The organism is Pigmentiphaga sp. CHJ604, assembly GCF_036972535.1.
GTDB classification, from domain to species: Bacteria; Pseudomonadota; Gammaproteobacteria; order Burkholderiales; family Burkholderiaceae_B; genus Pigmentiphaga; species Pigmentiphaga daeguensis.
Genome location: NZ_CP136998.1, coordinates 2,973,361 through 2,999,792, shown reverse-complemented (window position 1 = coordinate 2,999,792; position 26,432 = coordinate 2,973,361). Strand labels below are relative to the sequence as shown.

The following is a 26,432-nucleotide window of genomic DNA, read 5'->3' as shown; positions in this document are numbered from 1 at the left end:
TATCAACGGCGCGGCGTCAGGCCTGTGTGGGGCGGTTCGTGCGCGCAGGACGACGCCAGTCGATGCCTTCGAGCAGCATCGACAGCTGGGCTGGCGTCAGATGCACCGTGCCCGACTCGGCACCGGGCCACACGAAGTGCCCATGCTCGAGCCGCTTGGCCAGCAGGCACATGCCGTCGCCGCTGAACCACAACACCTTGATGCGATCACCCTTGCGGCCGCGGAAGACGAACACGTGGCCGCTGAACGGATCTTCCAACAGCTTGTGCTGCACGATCGAGGCCAGGCCGTCGAATCCGCGTCGCATGTCCGTCGACCCAGCCGCCAGCCAGACACGGGTTCCCGATGGCAGGCCGATCATGCGCGCAGTGCGTCGAACACGCTGCGCAGGCCGGCAGCATCTGGCCGTCCGAAGACCACCACGCGCACCGGCCCGATATGAACTTCGATCCGATCTGAGACGGGCGTTGCCACCGCAGCGCCTCGCCCCGACGGATCGCCGGCATGATCACGGTCGACCTCGACAGCCACCAGCCCAGTCTGCCGGGGCTCGATCGCCCCTTGATGCCGGAACTGCCATCGCCAGGTATGCAACAGGTTGGCATTGATGCCGTGGGCAAGAGCAACCTTTGCAATCGACGCGCCTGGCGCCATCGATTCGATCACTACCTCGCGCTTGAACTCGGCCGCGTAGCGGCGCCGGCTGCTCGCGCTGTTCTTCTCAACGTCAACAACAGAATCTCTCTTCATGATCGTGATGTCCATCAACGAATAAATGGACATCTAGATTGGAGAGATTTACGACAGAACGACAGACGGTACTGGCCGGAGTCTTACGGTCAAGGCACCTGCCACGGCGCCCAATCAGAGCTGGTCGATGGACTTCGTATCTGATGGTTTGGCTGACGGACGGAGGTTCCGCACCTTGAACATCGTCGATGATTTTACAAAGGAGTGCCTGGTCATTGAGGTTGATACGTCCCTGCCAGGTCGCCGCGTCGTGGCAGTGTTGGAACGACTTGCAGATGCCCGAGGGTTGCCGTTGTCGATTACGATTGATAACGGTCCTGAATTTGCAGGGAAAACGCTGGACGAATGGGCCTACAGGACAGGGCTGAAGCTGCACTTCATCGAACCAGGCAAGCCGCAGCAAAATGCCTATATCGAGAGCTTCAACGGCAAATTCCGTGACGAATGCCTGAACGAGCACTGGTTCGTCTCGATGCGTCACGCAAGGGAAACGATTGCGGATTGGTGCCAGGAATACAATAACGACCGGCCGCACAGTTCGCTCGGGTATCTGACGCCCAAGCAGTTTGCAGACAGTTTTTTAACCGCAGACTCTAATTTGGTTTCGTACTAAATTGGGGAGCAGGTCACGAGGACATGACGCTATCCAGTCCTGGAGACGTGAAGCACGGGAGAAATTCGAGTACACCGTCGAGCCTGTCAACGTTTCCCGGCAGGGGGATCGGATAACGGTTCTGGCGAATGTCGTCGGCAACTTCCCCGGTAGCCCCGTGCAACTCGACCATGTGTTTGAACTAGCGGGCGACAAGATCCAATCGCTGGAGATTCGCTAATGCCCCTGGACCTGGAACTACAAGGCAAGCGCGTCCTGCATGGACTCTCTGGGCGGCATTCCTTTGGGGCGGCCATCAAAGCCTGTCGAGGTTGCGAATCTCATCGCATTCCTGGTTTCGCCACTCGCGGCCACGATCACGGGTACCGAGTATGTGATCGACGGCGGCACGGTTGCGACTGCATAGCATTCGGGAAATGACATACAGCAAGCGGTAGCAAGAGTGCGGAGTCCCCTGGCTACCCCAGATCCGCAAGACGGCCCACCGCCTTGCGCTGTTTCAACCTTCCCGCCGCCGCAACCTTGAGCAGGCGCTGGAAGGTCGGACATTGCGCATGGTTGGCCGCAGGGCATTCCGCAGCATGGCGCAAGCCTTCGCTCATGGCGCGTAGGCGTTTGATGGTCGCATCAATTTCGTCGGCTTTGGCCGACAAGACTTTCCTATCGACCTTTGGCGCCCCGGCGGGGGAGAGCATGGCGCCGATTTCGTCCAACGACAGGCCGCCGGCCTGCCCCAGCGCGATCAGCGCCAACTGATCCAGCACGTCGGGCGCGAAGCGCCGGCGTTCGCCGGCGGGGCTGGTCGCGGTGATCAATCCTTTTTTCTCGTAAAACCGCAATGTCGAGGAAGGTACGCCGGTGCGCCGGGCGACTTCTGAAATGTCCACGCTGCACCCCTTGACTTGAAGTTGACTTCAACTTCTATCATGCCTTGGAACGACGATTTCATCAATTGAAAAGGAATGGCCATGGTATCGACGGGCGAAGCAGCAAGGGTGGTTCTGGTCGGGATCGGCGCGACAGTCGTGCTGGATGTCTGGTCCATGATCCTGAAGGGCTTGGGTATTCCCACGCTGGACTACGCGTTGGTTGGCAGGTGGGCGGGACATCTGTGCCGGGGCAGGTTCGCACATGCCAGCATAGCGAAGACCGAGTCCATACCCGGCGAATCGCCGCTGGGATGGGCGATTCATTACGCCGTGGGCATCGTGTTCGCGGCATTGCTGGTGGGCATTTGCGGTACGGCGTGGCTGCACGATCCCGCGTGGCTGCCCGCCCTGGCTGTGGGGGTAGCAACGGTCATGGTTCCCTGGTTCGTCATGCAGCCGGCTATGGGCGCGGGCGTTGCTTCATCCCACACGCCCACGCCGATGAAGAACCGCATGCGCAACTTGGCAACGCATGCGATATTCGGCTGCGGTCTTTACGTGTCGGCGGTCTTGCTCAAGCTGGTGTGGGCATGAGCAGGGGTTCCGCTATTTCATCCCGAACCAGGCGGGATCCGCCGCCAAGGCCACCGCCCCGATCAACGACACAACCGTGGCCAGCAGCACCGGCCCGTCGAACGATTCCAGCTCCGGATTGAGCACTCGCGCAAACCATACTCGCATGACGAGCGACGTCCGCTGTATCGGTATGACGACCGACGCGGGCGCGATGGCAAGCGCCATGTAGACAAAGATCTGCGAGGCCGCGGCGGTCACGCCCGCGACCGAATACCAACCGAGCGTAGGGCGCGACATGGTCAGCGACCGGCCCAGGCCGCCCTGGCAGATGACGATGGCCACCACGCCCACGGTCGCGGCGGTATAGGCCACGGCGGCGCCGGCCAGCCCGCCAGCCATCCCGTTCCCCTCCACCATGGCGTGCCGGACCAGGATGGGACTGGAGCCATACGCCAGCGCCGAGAAGGTGGCGAACAGATAGCCTTCGCCCAGCTTGGGTTGGAAACCCGCGGCGGATCTGGCCTCCACCTGGGTCGATTCTGCTTCGGACGCGCGCCTGAACGGACGGAAGGATGCCGGCGCATGGGCTCGCGCAGCCAGCATCGGCGCCGCAATGATGAGCGCAATGCCGACGATATGCAGCGTGGTCAGGCGCTCGCCCAGCAGGACTATGGCCAGCACCAGCGTGATCAGCACGCTGGTCTGCTGCACGGGCCCGACCAGCACGGTGCCCATGGCGCGCGTCGCGCGGTAGTTGCAATAGCGGCCGAAGCCGAAGTGCAGCAGGCCGGCAGCGGAGAAGAGCAGTGTGGAGCGCAGCGGAAACGCTTGCAGATGGCCGGTCCCGCCGACGGCCAGCACGGCGATCCAGACCATTGCCGTACCAAGCAGCAGCGTGACGACCATGGCCTGGGACAGCGTTCCGCCGACCACGCCGCGGCGCAGCGTGGCGTTGTTCGCGGCGAAGGTAACCGCCGCGAGGAGGGCGAGCACGGTCGGCAGGATCATGTCGTCCGCTGGGTCCGCCGTGCCTGTTTGTCGGCGTACATGAGCTGGTCGGCCACCTTGAGCACGGCTTGCAGCGAGCTGACCGAGGGGTCGACGCTGGCGATGCCGAAGCTGGCGCCGGGGTAGTCGAAGCTGCACTCGGTAAAGGTGTAGGTGCCGATCAGCAGTGGCGCGAGCCGGCCGCGCATGGCCTCGGCCGGGCCGTTCGGATCGTCGGGCGGGGGCGGGTCGACCAGGCCGATCACGACGAATTCGTCGCCGCCCAGCCGGCCCAGCATGTCGCTCTTGCGCAGGCCGGCGGACATGCGTTGGCCGACCTCGATCAGGAATTTGTCGCCGACGACGTGGCCGTAGGTGTCGTTGATGGTCTTGAAGCCATCCAGGTCGATGAAGGCGACCATCACCCACATCCGGGTTTCCTTCGCCAGGGTGAACAGGCGGTCCAGCTCGGCCAGGACGGAGCGGCGGTTGGGCAGGCCGGTCAGGGCATCGTAGTTGGCCGCGTATTGTTCTTCCTGGCGGCGCATCACCATTTGTCCGGCGGCCTGGCCGGACAGCAGGATCAGGACCAGGCCGAATGCCGCCACGAGTCCGGCCGTGTAAAGGTGGCGCTTGCGCATGGGAGCCACGTAGTCCAGCGTGGCCAGGGTGATCAGCTGGTATTGCGGATTGGTCAGCGGTTGGCGCCGCATCAGGTAGGGCTTGCCGTCGATCAGCCACTGGCCCGCATCGGGGCCGGCGTTCGCGATCGGGCGCGCGTCCATGGGGTCGCCGGGCGCTTCGCCGCCGGCCGGCGGCAGTACGGTGCCAGGCGGCAGGAGCGCCGCCAGGTTGCGCAGCATGAAGGGCTCGGACGAGGCGGTGATCACGCGGCCCTGGCGGTTCACGATCAGGGCGATGTGTCGTCCGGTCAGGTAGGCCGCCATCTCGGGCGCGTCGAATTTCACGGTGACCGAACCTTGCGGCACGTCGTTGGCGTCTTCGATGCGGCTGCTGACGAAATAGGAGGGGCTGTTGTTGAGACGCGCGATGCCGAACTGCTGGCCCGTGCCGTGGCGCAGGGCGTCGATCAGGTAGGTGCGGCCGGAGTAGATCATGCCCACGATGCTGTCGGACTCGGCCCAGTTGCTGGCGGTGACGGTGTCGTCCGACAGGTTGTTCATGTAAATGCGGGCATAGCGCAGGTCGCTGGCCAGCGCGTTCATGTAGTCGCCGACCCGGCGCACCAACGGGTCTTGCGTGAATTGCGCGGCGCGCTGCTGGCGCGTTAGCTCGGCGGCGCCGGGCGGGTCGGTGCGGTAGCGGGCGGCGAGCTGGATGACCTGGCCCTGGCGCGCCACCATGTTGGCTACGCTGACCATTTCGGTGAACAGGCGGTCGACGACGCGCGCGGTGGTCCTGGCTTCGTATTCGGCGCTGGCGGCTATGTTGTCCAGCCGCGCGGCCACGATCCGCTGCGAGGTCCACCAGCCCAGGGCGGCCACCAGCGCCATCCAGGCCAGGGCCAGGCCCAGGGTGACCCGCAGCACGATGGGGGGCATCCTGGGGCCGCGACGGCCTTGCTGCGGCAACGCGCCACCTGCGCCATGGCCGCCCAAAAGACGATGATCCAAAACAGCTTCATTCTGCATTCGTGATCTTCTCGCGCGGCAAGGGGTGGGCGACGTGTCAATCCGATTTCATCAAGGTATCGATTCTAGAAGAGTTGAGGTTTCAAGCAATCACGAAAAAGGGGGGTAAATGACGGCCCGAAGCCGGCTTTTTCCTTTGTTTACCCATGGGCCAGAAAGAAATCCCTGGTTTGGGCGTCGGCGGGAAAAAAACTTTCCAGGGTCAATTCCGCAAGGGTGACGTCGTGGGCGGTGCCGAATACCGTCGTGGTGGAAATCAGCGACAACACGGGGCCGCCGGGGATGCTCAGCATCAGGGGGACGGCGATACGCGCCGTTTGCGCCGGGGACGTCTTGCCGGCGGCCACGGGAATCGCGGCGAGTTCATCGTGCAGCGTCAGGAGCCCGGCGTTGCCGCTGGCGTTGAAATCGGCGCGCAGGCGGGCAAGCAGGTGGTGCCGCCATTCGGGCAGATTGGCGATGCGCGGCGCAAGGCCTTCGGGGTCCAGCGTCGCGCGCAGTACATTGACCGGCGGCGTGGTCAGACGGGTCGGCAGGCCCTCGAGCAGTTTCTGCGCGGGCCGGTTCGCGCGGACGAGATTCCAGGAGGGATCGACCACCAGGGCGGGGTAGGGGGCGCTGGCGTCGAGCACGGCCGAAATCGCCGTCAACGCGGGTTCCATGTCCGGATCGTCCAGCGTGCGCGCGTTGAAAACCGGCGCGTAGCCGCCGGCGATCAGCAGGCGATTGCGGTCGCGCAGCGGCATGGAAAGCCGTTCTCCAAGCCGCAGGAGAAGTTCGCGGCTGGCGCTGGCTCGACCGCTTTCGACGAAGCTCAGGTGGCGCGCGGACACGTCGGCATCCAGGGCGAGGTCGAGCTGGCTTTTGCCCCGGCGTTTGCGCCAGGCGCGGGTCAGGTCGCCGACAGTTTCGCTGCTCACGCATGACTCCTGTGATCGGGCTGCATCATATTGGCCTGTTGGCGAGAGATTACCTCGGAGGTAATCGACCGGTCTTTTTGTGCCGTCCATCATGCTTCCGGTCAACACCAGGAGAATGAAATCATGTCCGATCCGAAGATTGTCGCGCAGGCCTATCTGGAAACGTGGAACGGGGCGCCCAGCCACAGGCCCGCCGCCTTGTCCGCATGGCGTGCGGACGCGGTTTACACCGATCCGCTCATGTCGAGCAGGGGGCATGAGGCGTTGCGGACCATGATGGAGAGCGCCATGTCCCGGTTTCCTGGCCATCGTTTCGCGCTGGACGGCGAACCGGACGGGCATGGGCCTTTCGTCCGGTTCAGCTGGATCTTGCGCAATGGCGCCGAGGAAGCGATCGCCCGGGGAACCGACGTGGTCAGGCTGGACGAGAACGGCCGGATCGCAGAGGTAATCGGCTTCCTGGATGGCGCCGCCAAGCCATCGCAAGCCATGTGATCGCTTTCCGGCCACGCGGTCTGGGGGAGTTCAGAACTCCTCCAGAAACCGCATCCGGAACCGCCGCCCCTTGATATTGCCATTGGAAATCCGCGCAAATGCCTGTTTGGCAATTTGCCGGTCCAGCGCCACATAAGAACTGAATTCGGTGATATTGATTTTCCCGACCTGCTCGAAAGCCAGGCCGCCATCGCCGGTCAGTGCGCCCAGCAGGTCCCCGGGCCGCAGTTTGTCCTTTTTTCCCCCCTGGATGCACAAGGTGATCATGCGCGCCCGCAGCGGGCGATCGGCCTTGGCGCGCAGCGATTTGAGATCGCCCCATTTCAACGGCGAGCCCTGGTATTGCTCGATCAGATTGGCCCAGCGCATTTCCTCGGGCGAGCACAGGCTCAGCGCCAGCCCCTTCTGGTCGCCGCGGCCGCTGCGGCCGATGCGGTGGATGTGGACCTCGGTGTCCTTGGTCACGTCCACGTTGATCACGGCGCCCAGGTTCTGGATGTCCAGGCCGCGGGCGGCGACGTCGGTGGCGACCAGCACGGCGCAGCTCTGGTTGGCGAACTGGATCAGGATTTCATCGCGATCGCGCTGTTCCAGGTCGCCGTTCAGCGCCTGGGCGCTGATGCCCTCGGACCGCAGGCGTTCGACCAGTTCGTGGCTGCGGATCTTGGTATTGCAGAAGGCCAGGGTGGAGACGGGGCGAAAGTGCGCCAGCAGGGTGACGACGGCGTCCAGCCGTTCGCCTTCGTCGATTTCGTAGAAGACCTGCTCGATGCGGCTGGCGTCGTGCTGGGCCTCGACCTTGACTTCGGCCGGGTTGCGCAGGAAGCGGGCGCTGAGCTTGCGGATGTTGTCGGGGTAGGTGGCCGAGAACAGCAGGGTCTGGCGCTTGGCCGGGCAGTGCGAGGCGATGGCGACGATGTCGTCGTAGAAGCCCATGTCGACCATGCGGTCGGCCTCGTCCAGCACCAGGGTGTTCAGGGCGGACAGGTCCAGGCTGCCGCGCTCCAGGTGGTCCTGGATGCGGCCGGGCGTGCCCACGACCAGGTGGGCGCCGCGGGCCAGCGATTCGGCCTGGGGGCGGGCGGCTGCGCCGCCGCACAGGGTCAGGACCTTGACGTTGGGAATCAGGCGGGCCAGCCGGCGCAGTTCCTGGGCGACCTGGTCGGCCAGTTCGCGGGTGGGGCAGACGACCAGCGCTTGTGGAACCAGGCGGTCGACGTCCAGCTTCTGCAGTACGCCCAGGCCGAAGGCCGCGGTCTTGCCGCTGCCGGTCTTGGCCTGCGCGATCAGGTCGCGGCCTTCCAGGATGAGCGGCAGGCCCTGCGCCTGGATGGGCGTCATCTGTTGGAAGCCCAGGCCTTGCAGGTTGTCCAGCAAGGCGGGCAAAAGAGGCAGGGAGGTAAAGGACGTGTCGGTCACGGTAGGGCGGGCGCGGAAAGCGCTGGTAGCTTGGTCGACCGACAGTGTATGCCGCGCGGCTGCCGTTGCGGCCTGCATTCCCGTCGCCGGCCCCCGCCGCCATCGGGCGAGCGTTCAACGGCGGTAAGGGTGGGGATCATGGCGAGGTTCTCCAGGGATACTCGAGCTGCAGGGCGACGGCGCTCGCGGTAGGCGCGCCGTAGCGTCCGGCTATGGCGTGCAGCGTCTGGTCCAGCGCTTGCGCCGGCCGCCGGTCGGTGAAGGCGGCCATGGGCGCTGCCGAGGGGCGGTCGGCCGGCGATGCGTCAGGAATGACGCGAACCTTGTTGCGGGTTTCGACGGCCTGCGGTGTCCTGGCGAACGATAACGCCCGCGAGCGGTAGGTCCGGGACCACGCGTCGGCGACCAGGGCCAGCGACACCTCGTCCATGCCCGGCTGGAGTTCCACGCCTATCCGCTCCCGGTTCCAGAACGCGAGCACGTTGCCGAGCACCGTCGTCGCGAAGGGCCGGCTCAGCACGAAGGCCTGGCTGGCATGGCGCAGGTCCCACGAGGGCAGGCCCAGGTCGCGGGCCACGGCTTCGGCTTTCTGCCGTCCGGCCATGGCCTCGATCAGGGTCAGCATCATCGGCATGGATGCGGAAATGCCCGTGCTGGTCGCGACCCCCCGGTCCGCCACCACGCGCCGGTTGGCGACATAGGTGATGGAAGGATGCTTGTCCAGCATGTCCTGCAGATAGTACCAATGCGTGGTCGCGCGCTTGCCGTCCAGCAGGCCGGCCGCGGCCACGACCTTGGCGCCGGCGCACACGCCCAGGACGATCGCGCCCTTGCCGGACTGCTCCCGCAGCCACGCCAGCACCGCCGGATCGTCGTCGCGGCTCATGGCGGGCACGATGACGTAGTCGGCTCCCGCCGGATGCCGGGCGTCGAATTGCGCGATGGTGGCATCGGCCTGGACGGTCAGCGCCGGAAAAAGCTTGACCGGGCCTTGCCCGGCCGCCAGCGTCACGACTTCGGCCACGTCGGCGCGCCGCAGGATGCCGGTGGGCATCAGGTAATCGGTGGTTTCGGTGGCATCGTTCAGGCCGACCACGGCGACCAGCGGGCGTTTGTGCCCGGGCGGCTGCAGGGAGGCCAGCATGGCGTCCACGTCGCCTGCCGCGACCGGCTGGGCTTGGGCGGGCGCGGACGCCGGCGGGAGGCTGGACAGCCACGCGCCGAAGCCCGCCAGGCCCAGCAGAACGAGCGCCAGTCCACCCCGGACGATATGGCGGTTGAGCATGATCGGCATTCTCCAAGCGAAGGCATCGGCCGTTGGTCTTAGCTTAGCTGCTCGATGGTCTGGCGGAAATGTCAAAAATATACGTGCGCCGCCCGGGAGATAAACCCCGGTTCAGTCCGATGCTGCAGGCCTTGCGCCTCAAGGTCCGCCGCGTATCTGCAGCATGGCCAGTTTCCTTGCTTGCTCGACATACCATGCGTCCGCGCTGGCCTGGCCGTCCGCTTTTGCGCGCTGCAGGTACTCGGGCGCGAGATTCCTGACCCCGGCGCCCACCGCCTGCCCCATGGCGCGCATCCATGCGATGGTTGCCGCTTGACCGTCGCGCTTGCTGCGGCGGTCGAGCTCCGGCTCGAATACGGCAAAGGTCGCGTCTTCCGCGCGCTGGCGCGTCGCGGCCGGAATCCCACCCACCAGGGCTTCTTGGGCGTTGCCGCCATGGACATATTGCGTGGCGATCCGGGTTGCGCTGTCGACATACCACTTGTCGGCGCTGGTGCTGCCGTCCGTGTCCACGCGGCGCCGATACTCGGCGTTCAGCGCGGCGACCTGGCGGCCGGTGTCGCCCGCGGCCTTGTTCAGCCATTGATTGGCGTGCGCGGCTCCCTGAGCCTGCGCCCGGCGCCTGTGCTCGGTCTTGAGCACGGCCAGCACGGCATTTTCCGCCTGGCTGGCGGCGTTGGGGGCGATGCCCGTCGGCCTGGCCGTCGTCGCCTTGCCGCGGCATCCTTCAAAGCTGCGGTTGGCGTCGTAGCAGGTGCCGTTCCTGGCGTCGCGGCTGCGGGTCTGGTCGATCTGATCCTGGTTGATGTTGTACCAGATGTTGGTCGTCAGGGTGGCCTGGAACATCTGCTGCGCGCATTCCACGCATTGTGCCGGGGCGGGGCCGGACAGGCCGGCGGCGGACATGGCCAGCAGGAGGGAAACAAGGCGACGCGTTTTCATATCGGACCTTCCTCGGCAAGGGCGGGAGCGCAGTGCCAGGGAATTATGCCGCAACCATATCCTGCATCTGCGCCGCATTCTGGATGGCGAAGCCCTGTGCCGTGTTGTCGAATATCACCCAGGGGGCGTCGCCCTGGCCGCGTTCCCGGACGACGCGCTCGGCCAGGGCCCGCAGCGCGTCGCGATCGTACTCGCTGTAGTAGATCCGGGGCGCGCCATGCCAGCGCCAGTAGCTGTGCGAGCGGTCCGCGCCGGGATGGGCCGCGTCGGGAACGGGGGCGGGATCCACCGCGGCGCGGCCGATGCCGTGGCGCTCGAGCATGCCGGTGGCGTCGTCGGTGAACCAGCTGGCGTGCCGTGGCTCGCATACGATGGCGACGTCGGTCCGGCGGCGAAGCATGCGCAGGAAGGTGGAGGCCGTGCGCGCATCGTAGGCCAGGGAGGGCGGCAGTTGCAGCAGGAGTCTTCCCAGTTTTTCGCCCAGCTCGCGAACTTGGCTGAAAAAGGCGTCGAGCGCGGCGCCCGTGTCCTGCAGCCGGCGTTCATGCGACACGCTGCGCGGCAGCTTGACGCAGAACCGGAAGCCTTCGGGAACGGTTGCGGCCCAGCGCGCGTAGGTCTCGGGCTGGTGCGGCCGATAGAACGAAGAGTTGATCTCGACCACGGGGAAGCGCGTCGCATAGCGTGCCAGGGCGCTATCGCCCGGGCCGAACAAATGGGCATGGCGGCTGGGAATGGACCAGCCGGCGCATCCGACCTTGATCCGGTCGTGGCGCCAGGCTGGCGTCATTGTCGGCATGGCTGTCGTTCATGCGTGGAAGTCACGGCCTTACCTTGGCTCAGGCGCCTGGCGAAGTCAAGCCGCTCCGCACATCGGATCGATCGCCGGTTGCTCGTCGATCACACCTTCACGGCAAGCGGGATGCAATGCAGGAGGAGCACGGTGCCGTCCCGCCGCAGCCGATCCAGTTCCGAGGCCTCCTTGAGCAGGTTCGGGTTCACGGCAATAAACGAACGTTCACGCCGCCACAGCTTCCTCTTCTTTTTCCCGCGCCGCCTTCCGGTCCATCAGCAGACTATGCAGCATCTCCGTCGACAACCCGTGCAGCACCAGCCGGTACCCCGCCCGCAGAGTGGACATCGGCACCAGCGGATGCTTGTTGTTGACCAGGATGAGGTGCTCCGGCGCGCCCATCAGCTTGGCCGCGTAGATGCCTATGGTCTCGTCCAGCTGCAGCGAGTTGGCGGCGCGCCAGAAGTCGTTGTCGGTCAGCATGAGCTGGTACAGCGGGGTGAACAGCTCGATGGCGCTTTGCAGGTCCAGGAAGTTCAGACGCGTGCGGGGCATGTCCTCCAGGCGCAGGCCGGGATCGCGGATCATGGAGAAATCCACGCGGGCCGGCGGGTGCATCTCGATGCCCGCGTCGCGCAGGGCCTGGTTCAGGCGGATGACGAAGTTGAAGAGATTCAGGTCGTGCTTGACGAACAGATCGTCCTTCAGGTCGTCGATATTGCGCGGCTCCAGCGGCGTGGTCGTGATCGGCACCGGCGAGTTGGCCGCGATGAAGGTCAGGATCTGCGCCCCCAGATGGAAGTGCCGCAGGATCAGCCAATTGGCCTCGGGCGAGACGAAGCGCGTCAGTCCCCACGCCAGCACGCGGTGCAGCAGCCGGGAGTGCGACCAGTTGCGCGGCAGGAAGATCTTCAGCAGCTGGATCAGGATGATGAAGCCGCGCGCGATGGGGCGCAGCAGGGGCAGCAGGTACTGGCGCGAGTTGCTGCTGGAGTCGGTCAGCCAGCTTTTCTTGACCGCGTCGGGCAGGGGCGTGCTGCGGTCCAGGTACAGGGCCAGCCAGGGGTTGGGGTCGGCGGGGTCGTGCTTCTGGGCCAGGAAGTCGGGCGGGGATTTTTTCATGGGGCCTCGTTCTCCATGACGTGGTGGAATTGCATCAGGTACAGGGCCGCGGTGTGGCGGGCGGTGTCGATGATGCGTCGGGTGGCGCGGCCCGTCGGGTCGCAGTCCAGGGCCAGTTCGACGGCGGCCAGCCAGCGGGCCAGGTGGTTCTCGTCGTTGTGGCCGTGGTATTCCAGGAAGCGGTAGGTGTCCGGCGGCAGCGACAGGCTGGCCTTCAGCAGGGGCAGCAGGGCGGGAATGATGCGCTGGCCGGTACCTTCGATGATGTAGATGGCGCCCAGCAGGCCGATCGGGTCGCGGGTGGCGGCCAGGCCATGCAGGTAGGCGTTCAGGGCTTCGCCACCAGGGTTGCGGCGCAGGGCATCGAGATCGGCGATGGGCCCGCCGGCGTTCCGGTAGTCCTGGAACAGGATCCTGAAGTCATTCTGCTCTTCGCTCGCATGGGTCTCGATCAAGGCCGCCAGGGGCTGGTAGTCGGGGCCCAGCGAGGCCACGCCCTCGCGCATCCATTTGCTGCCTTCGCGGACCTGGGGGATCCAGTTTTCCATCCAGTTCAGGTAGTCGCCTGTCTGGAAGCGGCGGGTGCGCAGCTTGTGCACGAGGGGAGTGCGCCAGACGCGCGAGCGGTAGTCGTGCCAGATGGAGGCCAGTTCGGTCAGCAGCGGCCCCAGTTCGGGCGACGCGGTGGCCGGATCATGGGGCGGGGCGATGAGATCGTTGCCGGCCGTGTCGGCCACGCGCGCCGCGGGCGGGGCGGCGGCCGCGGCGCGCGCGGCATCCAGGCTTTCGACTTCCCACAGCATGTAGGCGGTGGTGAAGCGCCCGGACTCGGGGATGTAGCAAAGGATCTGCTGGCCGTGCTCGACGGCGCGCGTCTCCAGGAATTCGGCCAGCATGATCAGGATGGACGCGGCGCCGGTATTGCCGCGCCAGGCCAGGTTGCTGTACCAGCGTTCCTGCGGGATCTCCAGGCCGGCCTTCTCCAGCAGGTCCTTGACGACGGGGATGAATTTCTCGGACGAGTAGTGGCACAGGAAATGGTCGATCCGGTCGGACCGGACCCAGCCGTCCCGCGCGAGCCCGGCGTATTCGTGGATGCCGATGTCGAACAGGTGGGGCAGCAGGCGGATGTCCTGGCGCAGCGCCAGCGCGCCGTCGGCTTCCGCGTCGGTCCAGGAAGGATAGTCCAGGTGCACGCGCTCGCGGTCCGCGGACAGGCCCAGTTGCATGCACACCGGATAGTCGCCCGAGAACGAGCGCTGGTGCACCCATTTCAGTTTCAGGCGCACGCCTTGCGAGGCGCCGGGCAGCGCCGATCCCGCATTACCCAGCAGCAACGCGCCGGCGCCGTCGGACAGCATCCACCGCAGGAAGTGGGAATCGAAGTCGGCATCGTAGCCGCGCGCGGTGAAGCGCGACCGCTTGAACAGCCGCGAGGGCAGTTCGCTGGCCACGGCCAGGGCGCGGTCGTGGCCGCCCATTTCCACGGCCTGGGCCGCGGCCTGGATGGCCGAGACGCCGGCGGCGCAGATGCCGTGCACCGACAGGGTCTCCATGGGGTGGGCGGCCAGTTCGCCCTGGATCATGTTGGCGAAGCCGGGCATCAGGGCGTCGCCGCCCGAACTGCCGCTGGCCAGCAGCGATACGTCGTCCAGCCGGGCGTCGGCACGCCGCAGGCAGTCCCGGATGGCATGGGCGGCCATCCTGGCATTGCTGTACACGGTGCCGCCTTCGGCGTCGATGGCGTAGTAGCGCTGCTTGATGCCGTTCTCGGCCAGGATGCGCTGCTTGATGCGTCCGGAGATGCGGTTCAAGGGCGCGATGTAGCGGTCCAGTTCGTCGTTGGACACCGGCTGGCCAGGCATGAAGTAGCCGGCGCTTTGCAGGTAGACGCGGTCGAAGGCGATGGGCATGGGGTTCTCTCGAGGGAGCGCGGCGGCCTAGCGTGGGGTGGTCCGGGTCGTCAGGGAGCGCGTGCGAAAGCGCGCGCTGAAGCTTCCCAGGACGAAGACGCGGAACATGTAGGGCACGAGGCCGGGTTCGTTCAGCGCGGCCGGCACGCGATGCCGGTAGCGCCGGTAGTGCAGGCGGGTCAGTTCGGACCAGTGGGCGCGCGAGTGCTCGTGGTGGGCGGTGTGCAGGCCGATGTTGAACAGCAGCGGGTTGACCAGCCCTTCGAAATTGCGGGCATAGCCCAATGTATGGCTGCGCGTGGGGCCGCCGTCGGCGTGGGCATGTTGCAGGTAGTTGGTGGCCAGCAGCCAGTGCAGGCCGTGCAACTGCGGCACGATCACGAACAACAATGCCTTGGCCGGGTTCAGCGCCAGCAGCCCGGCCCACAAGCCCAGCCACGCGGCGTACTGGGCCATGCAGTAGCGCCAGGCGCCGGGCCAGTGCCGGTACAGGCGGCGCAGCCAGCGGACGAAGGCGGGGTAGAGGACCCATGCCGCCTGCACCGGATGGATCAGGTAGCCCCACAGGTGGTTGGTATCGCCCCCGAAGCGGTAGGTGCGAGCGATGTCCCGCGGACCGTGCCGGTGGCGATGATGGTTGGCGACGTGCGCGGGATAGAACACGAACGTGGGGTGCCCCTGCAGCAGGGTGATCCAGAAATCGGTGGCGCGGTTGGCCCTGCGGCCGCGCCACATCCGCACGTGGGTGTGGTTGTGGTGGATGACGCCTATGCCCAGGGTCAGGAACAGCATCAGCGCGTAGAGGGGCAGCGAAAAGCCGTGGTGCCACTGCCACGCGGCAAGTGCCGGCAAGGCGGCCAGATACAGCAGGCTCTGCCAGTCGCGGCGGTTGCGCAGCGTGGGCAGGAAAGCGCGCCCGCTATTCATGGCCCGCCGCGGTCCTGCGGTCGTGGGCCTGCAACAGGAGCGCCGCAGCGTCCGCCTGCAGGCGCGTGTGGAACAGCCGGTCCATGAAGGTGAACTGGAACCCGTAGTTTCCGTTGAAACAGGCATGGTGCAGGTGATGCCGGCGGCTGGCGGCGAACCAGTGGGCGTAGGACACGCGCGGAAAGAAGTCGTAGTTGGCGTGGCCGATGCAGTTGAAGAACAGGCTGAACAGCGGCACCGAGGCCAGCGACCAGAAGCTGAAGTCGTGCACCACCATGGGCAGCAGGATCACGTTGCCCAGCATCAGGGCCTCGACCGGGTGGAAGCTGTAGGTCGAGAACGGCGTGGTGACGATGGAGCGGTGGTGGGGCAGGTGGAAGCGGCGCAGCGGCTTCGTGTGCAGCAGGCGGTGATTGATCCAGAAGTGCACGTCGTTCCAGGCCACCAGGGCCAGGATTTCCAGCGCGATCTTCCAGCCGCCTGCGGCCGGATCCAGCCTGGCCCATCCGAGCTGCAGCAGGCCCCACGGAAAGATCATGCCGGTGCCGAACAGCAGGATGGACATGCCCGACTGGAGGAGTTCGCGGCGCAACTGGCCCGGCGCGAGCGGACGGGGGTCCAGCGGGCGCCCCACGCCCAGTGCGGGCAGGACGTGGCGGGTAAGCAGCCAGGTCGCGGCGCCGAACAGCAGGTAGATACCACCGAAAAACAGCAGGCCTGCCAGCATGACCTGCGATGCCGAAAGCTCCTGGAATGCTTGGCCCATGAGTTGTTGTCGTTGTGATGCCGGGAACGGCCTCTATGATAAGCAATTGGCCGGAATGGACGCGGTGCCTGGACGGGATGTCGATTGCACAACGCGGACGAATTCATTACAAAATGTTCGCTCCGGTGGCAGGCGTCGCGGTGCGCCATGCCTAGGTCACGATTCCGAGCAGCTTCTTGCCGATGCCCCGGTCCTCGTAGCCGGGCAGCAAGGCCAGGACGACGATGGGGGCGTCGTCCGGCGTGGCGGGCGCAAGTTCAGATGAGGCATGGATGTGCGTTCCGGGCGACCGGCGGCGCGGGCAGGGATTTCAACGGGATATATTAAAATCCCAAGACTCGCCGCGCGTCTGCGCGCCGTGAATATTCCATTGCGCGGCACCTTCCGGGCAACACAAGGAGCGCCCGGGGCTCTTGTCGTATACGGGTACGTGGAGCATTCCCACCATGTCAGCTGCAATCAGGATCCTGCAAGGCAAGTTCGGGCGTGTCGCGCTGCTCGACATGAACATGCTCCTGGTGTCGCATGCGCATCACCATTGCCACGTGCTGATCAAGGCCTTCGGCGCCGATACGTATTTTTCGGTGCGCGGCCAGCCGCAGCCGCTGACGGACGACAGCGCGGTCCTGGTCAATGCCTGGGAGCCCCATTCCTACAGCCATAACGGCGCGGAAGTGCAGCGCACGGTGATCCTGGCCCTGTACATCGAGCCCGGCTGGCTGGCCGGCATCCAGCAGGCCCTGACGGTCAGCGCGCACCCCCATTTCTTCCAGCAGCCCTGCGTCGCGTTGTCGCCGGCGGCGCGCAAGCTGGCCGATGCGCTGGCGCGGGACATGCTGCTGACGGCGGAACTGCCCGCCGGCCAATTGGAAGAGCGTCTTTTCCAGCTGATGATCGCCACGATCGAGCACCATTCCGAGTGGCGCAGCTACCAGTCGCTGCTGGGCAGTCTGCGGCAGCACCATGGCGACGTGCGCATCCGCAGGGCCATCGGCCGCATGCGCGAGAACATCGGGCAGTCGCTGGACATGGATGCGCTGGCGGCCGAATGCGGGCTGTCGCGCGCGCATTTCTTCGAGCTTTTCCGCAAGACCACCAAGCTGACGCCGCGCGTGTACGCCAACGTGCTGCGCATGGAAGCGGCCATCACCGCGTTGACCGCGGGCCAGACGCCGGTCGCCGACCTGGCCTACGACATGGGTTTTTCCGCTCCGGGCCATTTCACCCGTTTCTTCCGCGAGCACCTGGGCACCACGCCCACCGAGTACCGCCGCGTGGTGGACGTGTTCGACGCCGGCCGGGACGGGCGCTGACCACCGGCCCGTGGACCGATTTCCCGCCGGAAAACAGAAAAATCAGACTCTATGGTAAGTGAGCCGATGCGGCGGTAACGGCCGCGGGCAGGGCGCCGCTTATCTTTCTCCTCGCGCAGACCGCCTGAAGGCGGCATGCAGGGAACAGGAGGAAGAGACATGGGGTGCTTGCATGAGTGACGCGAGCGTTCTGGCCACGGCCGATGCGCCGTTCGTCGGGCGCCGGCAGGAACGGGTCGAGGACGCGGCGCTGCTGTCGGGGCGCGGCGCCTATGGCGACGATCTCCCGGTCAAGCCGGGCACGCTGCACGCGGCCATCCTGAGATCCCCCCACGCCCATGCCCGGGTGCTTGGCATGGACACGGGGGCCGCCGAAGCCCATCCGGGCGTCAGGGCGGTACTGACGGGCGCCGACGTGAAGCGCTGGTCGCAGCCCTTCGTCGTGGGCGTGAAGTCGCCCATGGAGCATTGGTCGCTGGCCCAGGACCGCGTGCGCTATGTTGGCGAGCCGGTCGCCGTCGTGGTGGCCGAGGACCGCTATGTCGCCGAGGATGCGCTGGAACTGATCCGCGTCGACTACGAGGTGCTGCCGGTGGCCGTGGAGATCGAGGCGGCCATCGCCGGGGATGCGCCGGTGCTGCATCCGGCGGTGGGCAGCAACATCGTCAGCGACCGCAGTTTCAGCTATGGCGAGCCGGACGCCGCCTTCGCCTCGGCCGAGCACCGCGTCCAGCTGACCGTCCACTACCCTCGCAATTCGTGTACGCCCATCGAAGGGGCGGTGGTGATCGCCGAGCACCTGGCGGGCGACGATGGCTACGAGGTCAGCTCCAACTTCATGGGGCCGTATTCGCTGCATTCGGTCATGGCGCTGGCGCTGAAGATCCCGGGCACGCGCCTGCGCCACAAGCTGCCTCGTGATTCGGGCGGCAGCTTCGGCGTCAAGCAAAGCGTGTTTCCCTACGTGGTGCTGATGTGCCTGGCGTCGCGCAAGGCGGGCGCGCCGGTGAAGTGGGTGGAGGACCGTCTGGAGCACCTGGTGGCCGCGACGTCCGCGACCTCCCGCCTGTGCACGATCGAGGCCGCCGTGGATGGCGAGGGGCGGATCAGCGCGCTGTCCTACGACCAGTTCGACGACGTGGGCGGTTATCTGCGCGCCCCCGAGCCAGCCACGTTCTATCGCATGCACGGCTGCCTGACGGGTGCCTATGCCATCCCCAACCTGAAGGTGCGCAACCGCGTGGTGCTGACCAACCGCACGCCCGCCGGGCTGGTGCGCGGCTTCGGCGGCCCCCAGGTGTATTTCGCGCTGGAGCGGCTGATGCAGCGCATCGCGCAGCAACTGGGAATCGATCCGCTGACGGTGTACCGGCGCAACTTCGTGCCGCCCGAGGCGTTTCCGTACCGCGCCGCGGCCGGCGCCTTGCTGGATTCCGGCAACTATCCGCTGGCCCTGGAGATGGCCGAACGGCAAGGCGGGCTGGAGGAACTCCTGCGGCGGCGCGACGTGGCCAGGGCCGAGGGGCGGCTGTATGGCATCGGCTATGCCGCGATCGTGGAGCCGTCCATTTCCAACATGGGCTACATCAGCACGGTCATGACGGCGGAGCAGCGCGCCAAGGCCGGACCCAAGAACGGCGCCATCGCCAGCGCCACCGTCGGCATCGATCCGCTGGGCGGGGTGACGGTGGTCGTGGCTTCGTCGCCTGCCGGGCAAGGGCACATGACCGTATGCGCCCAGGTCGTCGCGGACGTGTTCGGCCTCTTGCCGCAGCAGGTGGCCGTGAATGTGGATGTCGATACGCAGAAGGATGCCTGGTCGGTCGCCGCGGGCAATTACTCCAGCCGCTTTGCCGGCGCGGTGGCAGGCACCGTGCACCTGGCGGCCAGCCGGCTGCGCGACAAGGTGGCGCGCATCGTGGCGCATCAGCTCAGGTGCGATCCGGCCGACGTGGTGTTCGCGGGAGGCAAGGTGGGGCTGCCGGACGCGCCGGGCAAGATGCTGCCATTCGCACGCGCGGCCAGCAGCGCGCATTGGGCGCCGGGACAGTTGCCGGAAGGGGAGTCGCCCAGCCTGCGGGTGACCGAATTCTGGACCCCGCCCGAGTTGACCGCCCCGGACGAGCAGGACCGCGTCAATACGTCGGCGGCCTACGGGTTCGCCTTCGACATCTGCGCGGTCGAGATCGACCGCGATACCGGACGCGTACGCATCGACCGCTACGTCACCACGCACGATGCGGGCAAGCTGCTCAACCCGGCGCTGGCGGACGGCCAGATCCGCGGAGCCTTCGCCCAGGGGCTGGGCGCTGCGCTGATGGAGGAGTTCCGCTATGCGGGCGACGGCAGCTTCCAGTCCGGCACCTTCGCCGACTATCTGGTGCCGACGACCTGCGAGGTGCCCGACCCGGTCATCGTCCACCTGGAGACGCCGTCGCCGTTCACGCCGCTGGGGGCCAAGGGCCTGGGCGAGGGCAACAACATGAGTACGCCGGTATGCGTGGCCAATGCCGTCGCCGATGCCCTGGCGCCCATCCGGGGCGCCTGCGACGTCAGGCTGCCGCTGACACCGCTCAAGATCATGGAACTGATCGGGTTCGACGATCCGCCGCCCAGCGCCGGCGCGCAAGCGGCTTCGGCGCCGCCCGCGAGCGCCGCGGCGCCGGGCGGCGGATCGGGCAAGGCCTTGTCCGCCACGGGCAGCGTGCAGATCGCCGCGGCGCCCGAGGTCGTCTTCAACGTGCTGCTTGATCCGCAGGCATTGGCCAAGGTGGTACCCGGCTGCCATTCGCTGGAAGCGGTGGGCGAGAACCGCTATCGCGCCGACGTGACGGTGGGCGTGGGCATGATCAAGGCCCGCTACGCGGCACACATCGAGCTGTCGGAGCTGGATCCGCCGCATTCCCTGCGCCTGGCCGGTTCGGGCAGTTCGTCGCTGGGCGCCGCGCGTGGCAGCGGCAAGGTTCGGCTCGAGCCCAGCGAAGGCGGCACGCGCCTGGTCTACGACTACAGCGCCGAGGTCAGCGGCAAGGTGGCCGCGGTCGGCAGCCGCATGCTGGAAGGGGCGGCCAAGATCGTCCTGGCGCAATTGTTTGAACAACTCGGCCGGCAGGCCAGCGGGCAGCCTACGCCCGCCGCGCCGCGCCGCTGGTGGCGCAAGCTGCTGGCGCTGTTTGGATGGAGGGGGGCGGCATGAAGCCCGCGGCTTTCGATTACGTGCGCCTGGAGGACGAGGCGCAGGCCTGCGAGCTGCTCGCTCGCCATGGCGAGGAGGCCCGCATCCTGGCGGGAGGGCAGTCGCTGATCACGGTGCTGAACATGCGCCTGGCGCAGCCGTCGGTGCTATTGGATGTCTCGCGCTGCGAGGCGCTGGACTACGTGAAGGTGGCGGGCGGAATGCTGGAAGTGGGGGCCGCGGCCACCCAGGCCAGCGTGGAGTGGCGGCCGGGCCTGGCCGGCGAAGTGCCTCTGCTGGCCTGTGCGTTTCCCTATATCTCGCATTTCCAGGTGCGCAACCGGGGCACCGTGTGCGGCTCGGTGGCGCACGCCGACCCCAGTGCGGAGCTGCCGCTGTGCCTGGCGCTGCTGGGTGGCGAAGTGGTGCTGTCATCCAGGCGCGGCCGCCGCACCTTGCCGGCGCGGGATTTCTTCCAGGGCATGTTGACGACGGCCCGCGCCAGCGACGAATTGATTGCCTGCGTGCGCTATCCGCTGCGTGCGGCGGGCACGGGCTACGCGTTCGAGGAGTTTTCGCTGCGCCATGGGGATTTCGCCATCGCCGCCTGCGCGGCCGCCGTCGGCAAGGATGCGATACGGCTGGGCGTGGGCGGCGTGGCGGACCGGCCGACCGTCGTGCAATGGCCGCGCCTGCCGCAGCGGGAGCTGGAAACCGCCATCAATGACTTTGCCTGGACGCTGGGCGCGCAGGACGACGCGCACGCCAGTGCCGCGTACCGCCGGCGGCTGGTGCGGCAACTGGCGGCCCGGGCCATCGCCACGGCCGCTGCCCGGGCGCAAGGAGACACCGCATGAGCACGGAAAAGACCCATCGCATCCGCTGCACCTTGAACGGCCGGCAGCGCGAGGGCAGGGCCGAGAGCCGCATGCTGCTGTCGGACTTCCTGCGGCACGGGCTGGGCGCCACCGGCACCCACGTGGGATGCGAGCACGGGGTGTGCGGCGCCTGCACCGTGCGCATCGACGGGGTGGCCAGCCGCTCCTGCCTGACGCTGGCGGTCCAGGTGGACGGCCGCGGGGTGGAGACGGTCGAAGGCCTGGCGCGGGACGGCGAACTGGGCGATCTGCAACAGGCCTTCCGGCGGCACCACGCGCTGCAATGCGGTTTCTGTACGGCGGGAATCCTGATGTCGTGCGCAGATTTCCTGGAGCGCGTGCCCGATCCGACCGAGCAGCAGGTGCGGGACATGCTTTCGGGGCACCTGTGCCGGTGCACGGGCTACACCCCCATCGTGCAGGCCGTCCTGGACGTGGCCGCCTCGCGCAACAAGAACACATAGAAGGAGGCATCTGATGCTGGATTTGGGACGTACATTCTTGCAGAGCGTGGAGCGCAACCCGGAGGCGATCGCGGCCGTGGAAGGCGAGATCCGCCTGACCTACGCCGAGTGGCTGGGGCAGATCCTGCGCGTGGCGCAAGGGCTGGATGACCTGGGGCTCGGGCATGGCGACCATCTGCTCGTGGTCCTGCAGAACCGCCTGGAAATGGCGACGCTGCACTGGGCCTGCCAGTTCCTCGGGGTGATCGTCACGCCCCTGAACTGGCGCGCCAAGCCCGAGGAAATCGACTACTGCCTGGTCGACGCCTCGGCCAGGGCTATCGTCTACGAAGAGGCCAGCGCGCAAGCCGTGGCGCAGGCCGCCGAGGCGGCCGGCGTGCCGCGCATCGTGGTCGGCGCGGACGCCCACGCGACCCATGCATACGACGGCCTGCTTGCCGCCCGGCCCTGGACGGCCGGCCCGCGCGCCACGGCGGACGACATCTCGCTGATGCTCTACACGTCGGGGACGACCGGCAAGCCCAAGGGCGTGCCGCGCCGGCATCGCCAGGAGCGCGCGGCCGCGCTGGGCCACGTGGCGCAGAACCAGTACGGGATAGGCGAGCGCACGCTGGGCGTGATGCCGCTCTATCACACCATGGGAGTGCGGTCGTTGCTGGCCATGGCGCTGGTGGACGGGTGTTTCGTGTGCCTGCCGCGCTTCTCGCCGGCAACCGCGCTGGCGCTGATCCAGCGTGAGCGGGTCAGCAACCTGTACCTGGTGCCGACGCTCTACCACGACCTGCTGGCGCACGCCGATTTCGCAAGCACCGACATCTCCAGCGTCCGCAAGCTCGGCTTCGCCGGCGCGCCCATGCACGACGCGCTGCTGCTGCGCCTGGACGAGGCGTTCCGGCCCGAGCTGTTCGTCAATCACTACGGCAGCTCCGAGGTCTACACCATGGCGGTCAACCCCGATGCGCGCAGCAAGCCCGGCAGCGCCGGACGCGCGGGCATCAACACGCGCCTGCGCCTGGTGCGGCTGGAGACGACTGATCCCGACGATCTCGCGCCGCGTGGAACGGAGGGGCAGATCATCGCCGACCTGGCCGGGGACGAGGCGTTCGAAGGCTATTGGAACCGGCCCGACGCCAACGCCAAGTCGCTGCACGGCGGCTGGTATTTCACCGGCGACACGGGCTATCTGGACGAGGACGGCGAACTGCACGTGACCGGGCGGGTGGACGACATGATCATCAGCGGCGGCGAGAACATCTCGCCGGTCGACATCGAGTCGGTGTTGTCCCTGCATCCCGGCGTGGACGAGGTCGCCGTCGCGGGCCTGCGCGACGAGCGCTGGGGCCAACGCGTCGTCGCCTTCATCAAGCGCAAGGAGGCCGTCGACGGCGAGACGCTGGATGCGTATTGCCGCGGCACCGATCTCGCCAATTTCAAGCGTCCGCGGGAATACGTCTTCGTCAGCGAGATTCCCAAGTCCCCCGTGGGGAAGATCCTGCGCCGCAAGCTGACGGCCGGCGAATTCGAGCCGGACCGTTCCTGATTCCGAAATCCCGTGCATGACCCAATGAAGGATATCTCCATGCCCAAGCTCAATCATCCGGCCCACAGCCTGCTCGAACAACTCGATGGCTTCGACGTCATCGTCGACGCGGAGCGCGAGCGCGCCGACATTGTCCTGAAGCGTCCTCCGTTCAACATCATCACCATGCACGAGCGCGAACAACTGCGCCTGGTGTTCGAGGCGCTGGACGAGGACCCGCGCGTGCGCGTGATCGTGCTGCGCGCCGAAGGCGAGCACTTCTCCAGCGGCGGCGACATCCGCGGCTTCCTGGAGGCCAGTCCCGAACACGTTTCCAAGCTGGCCTGGAACATCGCCGCGCCGGCCCGCTGCTCCAAGCCGGTGATCGCCGCCAACCGGGGCTACTGCTTCGGCGTGGGATTCGAGATCTCGCTTGCCTGCGATTTCCGTATCGCCAGCGTCACGGCGCAGTACGCGCTGCCCGAGCAGAAGCTGGGGCAGATTCCCGGATCGGGGGGATCGGCGCGCCTGCAAAGCATGATCGGCATCGCCCGCACCAAGGACGTCGTGATGCGCTCGCGCCGCATTCCGGGCCAGCAGGCCTACGACTGGGGCTTCGTGGTCGAGTGCGTGGCCGATGACCAGCTCGAGGCCGCCACCGACAGGCTGGTGGACGAACTGCGTGGTTTCTCGCCGCTGGCCCAGCGCACGGTCAAGAAGCTGCTGAACGATTCGGAGGACTCGCCGGTGTCCATCGCCATCGAGCTCGAGGGGCACTGCTACAGCCGCCTGCGCACATCCGAGGATTTCCGCGAAGGCGTCGAGGCATTCCACGCCAAGCGTAAACCGCAGTGGACGGGCCGCTAAGCCGGAACGCTGCACGATTCCAATAACGGAGACATCATGAATACGACCACGGATACCGTTCCGGGCGCGGGACCGCGCGACTCGGCCGCCGACCCCGCGCAGTCGCGCAAGGCCTTCATGGCGGGCCTGGCGTCCACCTTCGGATGGGCGCTGGACCTGTTCGACCTGTTCATCCTGCTGTATGTGGCGCCCATCATCGGGCGGCTGTTCTTTCCTTCGGACAAGCCCACCCTGTCGCTGGCCGCGGTCTATGCCTCGTTCGCGGTGGCGCTGCTGGTGCGGCCCCTGGGGTCGGCCGTGTTCGGCGCCTATGCCGACAAGCACGGCCGCAAGCGTGCGCTGATGATCTCGATGGTGGGCGTGGGGCTGAGCACGGCGGCATTCGGCCTGCTGCCGACCATCCACCAGGCCGGGGTGATCGCTCCCATCGTCTTCCTGGTATTGCGCATCGTGCAGGGTTTGTTCGTGGGCGGCATCGTGGCCTCGACGCATACGATAGGCACGGAGTCGATCGCGCCGCGCCACCGTGGCCTGATGTCGGGACTGGTCGGCAGCGGCGGCGCAGGCATGGGCGCCCTGATGGCCTCCATCGTGTACTTCGCGCTGTCCTACGTCTTCCCCGGCGACCGTTTCGACCAGATCGGCTGGCGCGTCATGTTCTTCTCGGGCCTGATCAGCACCGTCTTCGGCCTGGTGATGTACAGGCTGCTGGACGAGACACCTTCCTTCAAGAAGATCCAGGCCGAGCGGGCCAGGCAGAAGGACGGGGCGGCCAGGCAGGCTTCGCCGCTCAAGACGCTGTTCGCGGGCGAGTATCGCAACGTGCTGCTGGTCAACCTGCTGATCACCTTCGGCGGCGGCGCGACCTACTACATCACCGCGGGCTATCTGCCGACGCTGCTGAAGCTGGTGGCGAACGTGCCGCACGAGAGCTCGGCGCTGATCCTGATGATCAGCTCGGTGGGAACGATCGTCGGCGCGCTGGCCTTCGGCGCCCTGAGCGACGTCATCGGCCGCAAGAAGACGTTCTATGCGCTGGGCGTCTTCTGCCTGGTACTGCTGCCGTACCTGTTCCTGCTCATCGCCAAGCCCGCGTCCCTGCTACAGATCACGATGATCGCCTCGGCCATCGCCCTGCTTGGCGGGGCCATCATCGCGCCGGTCATGATCTTCCTGAACGAACGCTTCCCGGCCAAGATGCGCGCCAGCGGCACGGGGTTGTCCTGGAACATCGGCTTCGCCGTCGGCGGCATGATGCCCACGGTGGTCTCGCTGCTGAGCGGCTCGCCGCAGGACATTCCCCACGTCCTGGCCATCACCTCGGCCTTGCTGGCGGTGGTCTACCTGGTGGGCGCCAAGGTCTCGCCCGAGACCCAGGGCCAGTTCGACTAGGCCCGGAGGCGCAGGAAGGGTGACGGGCTGCTGCGGGGCGGTGGCCATGGCGGAGATTCCTTCGGGTTGGAACCGGCATGGCTGTGTCCGGTACTCCCAAGACGAATCGGACAGGGGAAACGGATCGGTGGCGGAAAAAAATTCCGGCCCGGGTTCAGCGGGGTGTTTCCGTCATGAGTCTGGCCGCCGCATCTACCGCCGCCCGCAGGTCCAGCAGGTGACAGGACGCGGAGCCGACCTGCCCAGTCCTGGCCAGGCCCAGCCGGACGAGCGTCTCGCCCAGGGCCGGGAAACGGTCCGCATCGCCGGCGGGCAGGTCGAAGGCCACCCAGCGCCGCTGGCCGTCCACCCATAGCGGGGCGCCTTCGGCGATCCTGGGCGGCGGGGGCGAGGCCAGGGTCTCGGCCATGTGGAAGGCCGTGCATGCACCGAAGCCGGCGCCCAGCAGCAGGATGCCGGCGCGTTCCCGGTACAGGCGCCCCAGCGGCCCGCCGTGGCCGAAAGGATCTTCCAGGGCGTGGGTGGCGGTGATCGATCCGGCCAGCGGGCCCAGCGCGGCGAAGGAGCACAGGGGGTGGGGGCTGCGGCGGGCTCCGGGCCAGGTCCGGAACAGTTCCGCCACCGCGCCCATGCTGCGGGTCGGGGGGGGGGGCGCGGGTCGAACGGCGGCAGCGTGGCCCGGATCGTGGCTATCCAGGCGGGCGGGACGGCGGGCGCCCGCCAGTTGGCGGGATCGCTCAACTGCGATGATTGCGCGGGCATCACCAGCGTGCCGGCCGGGCCCACGGCATCGAG

At 67.0% G+C, this 26,432-nt stretch carries 25 protein-coding genes and 2 pseudogenes; 11 read left to right on the top strand and 16 right to left on the bottom strand.

All coding sequences use genetic code 11. The features are described from left to right. Window positions 1-16: 16 nt before the first annotated feature. On the bottom strand, window positions 17-361 hold the full coding sequence (gene tnpB, locus R4823_RS14435) for an IS66 family insertion sequence element accessory protein TnpB (protein ID WP_338615243.1): 345 nt from the start codon (window positions 359-361) through the stop codon (window positions 17-19). Next, entirely contained in the window at window positions 358-783 is a 426-nt protein-coding gene (locus R4823_RS14430; RefSeq protein WP_338615242.1) for a transposase, read from the bottom strand. The genes tnpB and R4823_RS14430 overlap by 4 nt, the downstream gene beginning before the upstream one ends. Window positions 784-847: 64 nt before the next feature. Between R4823_RS14430 and R4823_RS14425 the strand changes: the two are divergent. Together R4823_RS14425 and R4823_RS14420 are read left to right on the top strand one after the other, a co-directional pair. Beyond that, window positions 848-1,363, top strand: a pseudogene (locus R4823_RS14425) (IS3 family transposase); the annotation flags it as partial. A gap of 259 nt (window positions 1,364-1,622) precedes the next feature. Further along, a pseudogene (locus tag R4823_RS14420) lies at window positions 1,623-1,769 on the top strand (SDR family oxidoreductase); the annotation flags it as partial. A 52-nt stretch (window positions 1,770-1,821) separates the two neighbouring features. On the opposite strand, the gene R4823_RS14415 reads toward R4823_RS14420, so the two are convergent. Beyond that, window positions 1,822-2,250: a helix-turn-helix domain-containing protein gene (locus tag R4823_RS14415; protein ID WP_338615241.1), complete on the bottom strand. Its 429-nt coding sequence runs from the start codon at window positions 2,248-2,250 to the stop codon at window positions 1,822-1,824. A gap of 81 nt (window positions 2,251-2,331) precedes the next feature. On the opposite strand from R4823_RS14415, the gene R4823_RS14410 reads away from it, so the two are divergent. Further along, a complete protein-coding gene (locus R4823_RS14410; RefSeq protein WP_132978908.1) occupies window positions 2,332-2,826 on the top strand; it encodes a DUF2938 domain-containing protein in 495 nt (164 codons plus the stop codon). Between the two features lie 12 nt (window positions 2,827-2,838). On the opposite strand, the gene R4823_RS14405 is transcribed toward R4823_RS14410, so the two are convergent. From R4823_RS14405 to R4823_RS14395, 3 genes are all read right to left on the bottom strand, one after another. Further along, window positions 2,839-3,816, bottom strand: a complete 978-nt coding sequence (locus tag R4823_RS14405) for an EamA family transporter (RefSeq protein WP_132978792.1) — start codon at window positions 3,814-3,816, stop codon at window positions 2,839-2,841. Further along, window positions 3,813-5,357, bottom strand: coding sequence for a diguanylate cyclase (locus tag R4823_RS14400; RefSeq protein ID WP_338615240.1), 1,545 nt, complete (start codon window positions 5,355-5,357; stop codon window positions 3,813-3,815). The genes R4823_RS14405 and R4823_RS14400 overlap by 4 nt, the downstream gene beginning before the upstream one ends. A 230-nt stretch (window positions 5,358-5,587) precedes the next feature. Continuing rightward, window positions 5,588-6,367 carry a helix-turn-helix transcriptional regulator gene (locus R4823_RS14395; RefSeq protein ID WP_338615239.1) on the bottom strand — a complete coding sequence of 260 codons (780 nt, stop codon included), beginning with the start codon at window positions 6,365-6,367 and terminating at the stop codon, window positions 5,588-5,590. Window positions 6,368-6,490: 123 nt separating this feature from the next. Here R4823_RS14395 and R4823_RS14390 point away from each other — a divergent pair, with 123 nt between their 5' ends. Further along, window positions 6,491-6,862: a nuclear transport factor 2 family protein gene (locus R4823_RS14390; protein ID WP_087779217.1), complete on the top strand. Its 372-nt coding sequence runs from the start codon at window positions 6,491-6,493 to the stop codon at window positions 6,860-6,862. Between the two features lie 30 nt (window positions 6,863-6,892). On the opposite strand, the gene dbpA is transcribed toward R4823_RS14390, so the two are convergent. The 9 genes from dbpA to R4823_RS14345 form a co-directional block, all read right to left on the bottom strand. Then, a complete protein-coding gene (gene dbpA / locus R4823_RS14385) occupies window positions 6,893-8,281 on the bottom strand; it encodes an ATP-dependent RNA helicase DbpA (RefSeq protein WP_087840261.1) in 1,389 nt (462 codons plus the stop codon). Window positions 8,282-8,417: 136 nt separating this feature from the next. After that, entirely contained in the window at window positions 8,418-9,566 is a 1,149-nt protein-coding gene (locus R4823_RS14380; protein ID WP_087840262.1) for a DJ-1/PfpI family protein, read from the bottom strand. Window positions 9,567-9,704: 138 nt separating this feature from the next. Further along, a complete protein-coding gene (locus R4823_RS14375) occupies window positions 9,705-10,508 on the bottom strand; it encodes a hypothetical protein (protein WP_338615238.1) in 804 nt (267 codons plus the stop codon). A 43-nt stretch (window positions 10,509-10,551) separates the two neighbouring features. Next, complete coding sequence (locus tag R4823_RS14370) at window positions 10,552-11,307, bottom strand: DUF72 domain-containing protein (RefSeq protein ID WP_338615237.1); 756 nt, start codon at window positions 11,305-11,307, stop codon at window positions 10,552-10,554. A gap of 101 nt (window positions 11,308-11,408) precedes the next feature. Further along, the gene (locus R4823_RS14365) at window positions 11,409-11,510 is read right to left on the bottom strand and encodes an amidase (protein WP_217896323.1); all 102 of its coding nucleotides are present in this window, start codon (window positions 11,508-11,510) and stop codon (window positions 11,409-11,411) included. A gap of 16 nt (window positions 11,511-11,526) precedes the next feature. Continuing rightward, entirely contained in the window at window positions 11,527-12,423 is an 897-nt protein-coding gene (locus R4823_RS14360; protein ID WP_338615236.1) for a hypothetical protein, read from the bottom strand. After that, window positions 12,420-14,336, bottom strand: coding sequence for an iron-containing redox enzyme family protein (locus tag R4823_RS14355; RefSeq protein ID WP_338615235.1), 1,917 nt, complete (start codon window positions 14,334-14,336; stop codon window positions 12,420-12,422). The genes R4823_RS14360 and R4823_RS14355 overlap by 4 nt, the downstream gene beginning before the upstream one ends. Window positions 14,337-14,363: 27 nt before the next feature. Beyond that, window positions 14,364-15,263: a fatty acid desaturase gene (locus tag R4823_RS14350; protein WP_338615234.1), complete on the bottom strand. Its 900-nt coding sequence runs from the start codon at window positions 15,261-15,263 to the stop codon at window positions 14,364-14,366. Next, window positions 15,256-16,029 (bottom strand): sterol desaturase family protein, encoded by a 774-nt coding sequence (locus R4823_RS14345; protein ID WP_338615233.1) that lies wholly within the window; start codon window positions 16,027-16,029, stop codon window positions 15,256-15,258. The genes R4823_RS14350 and R4823_RS14345 overlap by 8 nt, the downstream gene beginning before the upstream one ends. 446 nt (window positions 16,030-16,475) lie before the next feature. Between R4823_RS14345 and R4823_RS14340 the strand changes: the two genes are divergently transcribed. The 7 genes from R4823_RS14340 (at window position 16,476) to R4823_RS14310 (ending at window position 25,637) form a co-directional block, all read left to right on the top strand. Beyond that, on the top strand, window positions 16,476-17,342 hold the full coding sequence (locus R4823_RS14340; protein WP_338615232.1) for an AraC family transcriptional regulator: 867 nt from the start codon (window positions 16,476-16,478) through the stop codon (window positions 17,340-17,342). A gap of 172 nt (window positions 17,343-17,514) precedes the next feature. After that, window positions 17,515-20,538, top strand: a complete 3,024-nt coding sequence (locus R4823_RS14335) for a molybdopterin cofactor-binding domain-containing protein (protein WP_338615231.1) — start codon at window positions 17,515-17,517, stop codon at window positions 20,536-20,538. After that, window positions 20,535-21,374, top strand: a complete 840-nt coding sequence (locus R4823_RS14330; RefSeq protein WP_338615230.1) for an FAD binding domain-containing protein — start codon at window positions 20,535-20,537, stop codon at window positions 21,372-21,374. The genes R4823_RS14335 and R4823_RS14330 overlap by 4 nt, the downstream gene beginning before the upstream one ends. Beyond that, the gene (locus R4823_RS14325) at window positions 21,371-21,859 is read left to right on the top strand and encodes a (2Fe-2S)-binding protein (RefSeq protein WP_338615229.1); all 489 of its coding nucleotides are present in this window, start codon (window positions 21,371-21,373) and stop codon (window positions 21,857-21,859) included. Before R4823_RS14330 ends, R4823_RS14325 begins: the two co-directional genes overlap by 4 nt. Before the next feature lie 13 nt (window positions 21,860-21,872). Further along, complete coding sequence (locus R4823_RS14320; protein WP_338615228.1) at window positions 21,873-23,399, top strand: AMP-binding protein; 1,527 nt, start codon at window positions 21,873-21,875, stop codon at window positions 23,397-23,399. A 39-nt stretch (window positions 23,400-23,438) separates the two neighbouring features. Continuing rightward, the gene (locus R4823_RS14315) at window positions 23,439-24,245 is read left to right on the top strand and encodes an enoyl-CoA hydratase-related protein (protein WP_338615227.1); all 807 of its coding nucleotides are present in this window, start codon (window positions 23,439-23,441) and stop codon (window positions 24,243-24,245) included. A gap of 36 nt (window positions 24,246-24,281) precedes the next feature. Then, the gene (locus R4823_RS14310; protein WP_087840020.1) at window positions 24,282-25,637 is read left to right on the top strand and encodes an MFS transporter; all 1,356 of its coding nucleotides are present in this window, start codon (window positions 24,282-24,284) and stop codon (window positions 25,635-25,637) included. Between the two features lie 154 nt (window positions 25,638-25,791). Here R4823_RS14310 and R4823_RS14305 read toward each other — a convergent pair whose 3' ends face one another. Further along, entirely contained in the window at window positions 25,792-26,268 is a 477-nt protein-coding gene (locus tag R4823_RS14305; RefSeq protein ID WP_338615226.1) for an AAC(3) family N-acetyltransferase, read from the bottom strand. Between the last annotated feature and the right edge of the window lie 164 nt (window positions 26,269-26,432).

Coding starts and splice junctions, on each gene's coding strand:
- R4823_RS14410 (WP_132978908.1), top strand. CDS start 2,332: ATGGTATCGACGGGCGAAGCAGCAAGGGTGGTTCTGGTCGGGATCGGC.
- R4823_RS14345 (WP_338615233.1), bottom strand. CDS start 16,029: ATGGGCCAAGCATTCCAGGAGCTTTCGGCATCGCAGGTCATGCTGGCA.
- R4823_RS14430 (WP_338615242.1), bottom strand. CDS start 783: ATGTCCATTTATTCGTTGATGGACATCACGATCATGAAGAGAGATTCT.
- R4823_RS14340 (WP_338615232.1), top strand. CDS start 16,476: ATGTCAGCTGCAATCAGGATCCTGCAAGGCAAGTTCGGGCGTGTCGCG.
- tnpB (WP_338615243.1), bottom strand. CDS start 361: ATGATCGGCCTGCCATCGGGAACCCGTGTCTGGCTGGCGGCTGGGTCG.
- R4823_RS14390 (WP_087779217.1), top strand. CDS start 6,491: ATGTCCGATCCGAAGATTGTCGCGCAGGCCTATCTGGAAACGTGGAAC.
- R4823_RS14360 (WP_338615236.1), bottom strand. CDS start 12,423: ATGAAAAAATCCCCGCCCGACTTCCTGGCCCAGAAGCACGACCCCGCC.
- R4823_RS14400 (WP_338615240.1), bottom strand. CDS start 5,357: ATGCCCCCCATCGTGCTGCGGGTCACCCTGGGCCTGGCCCTGGCCTGG.
- R4823_RS14355 (WP_338615235.1), bottom strand. CDS start 14,336: ATGCCCATCGCCTTCGACCGCGTCTACCTGCAAAGCGCCGGCTACTTC.
- R4823_RS14325 (WP_338615229.1), top strand. CDS start 21,371: ATGAGCACGGAAAAGACCCATCGCATCCGCTGCACCTTGAACGGCCGG.
- R4823_RS14375 (WP_338615238.1), bottom strand. CDS start 10,508: ATGAAAACGCGTCGCCTTGTTTCCCTCCTGCTGGCCATGTCCGCCGCC.
- R4823_RS14320 (WP_338615228.1), top strand. CDS start 21,873: ATGCTGGATTTGGGACGTACATTCTTGCAGAGCGTGGAGCGCAACCCG.
- R4823_RS14305 (WP_338615226.1), bottom strand. CDS start 26,268: ATGGGCGCGGTGGCGGAACTGTTCCGGACCTGGCCCGGAGCCCGCCGC.
- R4823_RS14350 (WP_338615234.1), bottom strand. CDS start 15,263: ATGAATAGCGGGCGCGCTTTCCTGCCCACGCTGCGCAACCGCCGCGAC.
- R4823_RS14370 (WP_338615237.1), bottom strand. CDS start 11,307: ATGCCGACAATGACGCCAGCCTGGCGCCACGACCGGATCAAGGTCGGA.
- R4823_RS14330 (WP_338615230.1), top strand. CDS start 20,535: ATGAAGCCCGCGGCTTTCGATTACGTGCGCCTGGAGGACGAGGCGCAG.
- R4823_RS14310 (WP_087840020.1), top strand. CDS start 24,282: ATGAATACGACCACGGATACCGTTCCGGGCGCGGGACCGCGCGACTCG.
- R4823_RS14315 (WP_338615227.1), top strand. CDS start 23,439: ATGCCCAAGCTCAATCATCCGGCCCACAGCCTGCTCGAACAACTCGAT.
- R4823_RS14380 (WP_087840262.1), bottom strand. CDS start 9,566: ATGCTCAACCGCCATATCGTCCGGGGTGGACTGGCGCTCGTTCTGCTG.
- R4823_RS14405 (WP_132978792.1), bottom strand. CDS start 3,816: ATGATCCTGCCGACCGTGCTCGCCCTCCTCGCGGCGGTTACCTTCGCC.
- R4823_RS14335 (WP_338615231.1), top strand. CDS start 17,515: ATGAGTGACGCGAGCGTTCTGGCCACGGCCGATGCGCCGTTCGTCGGG.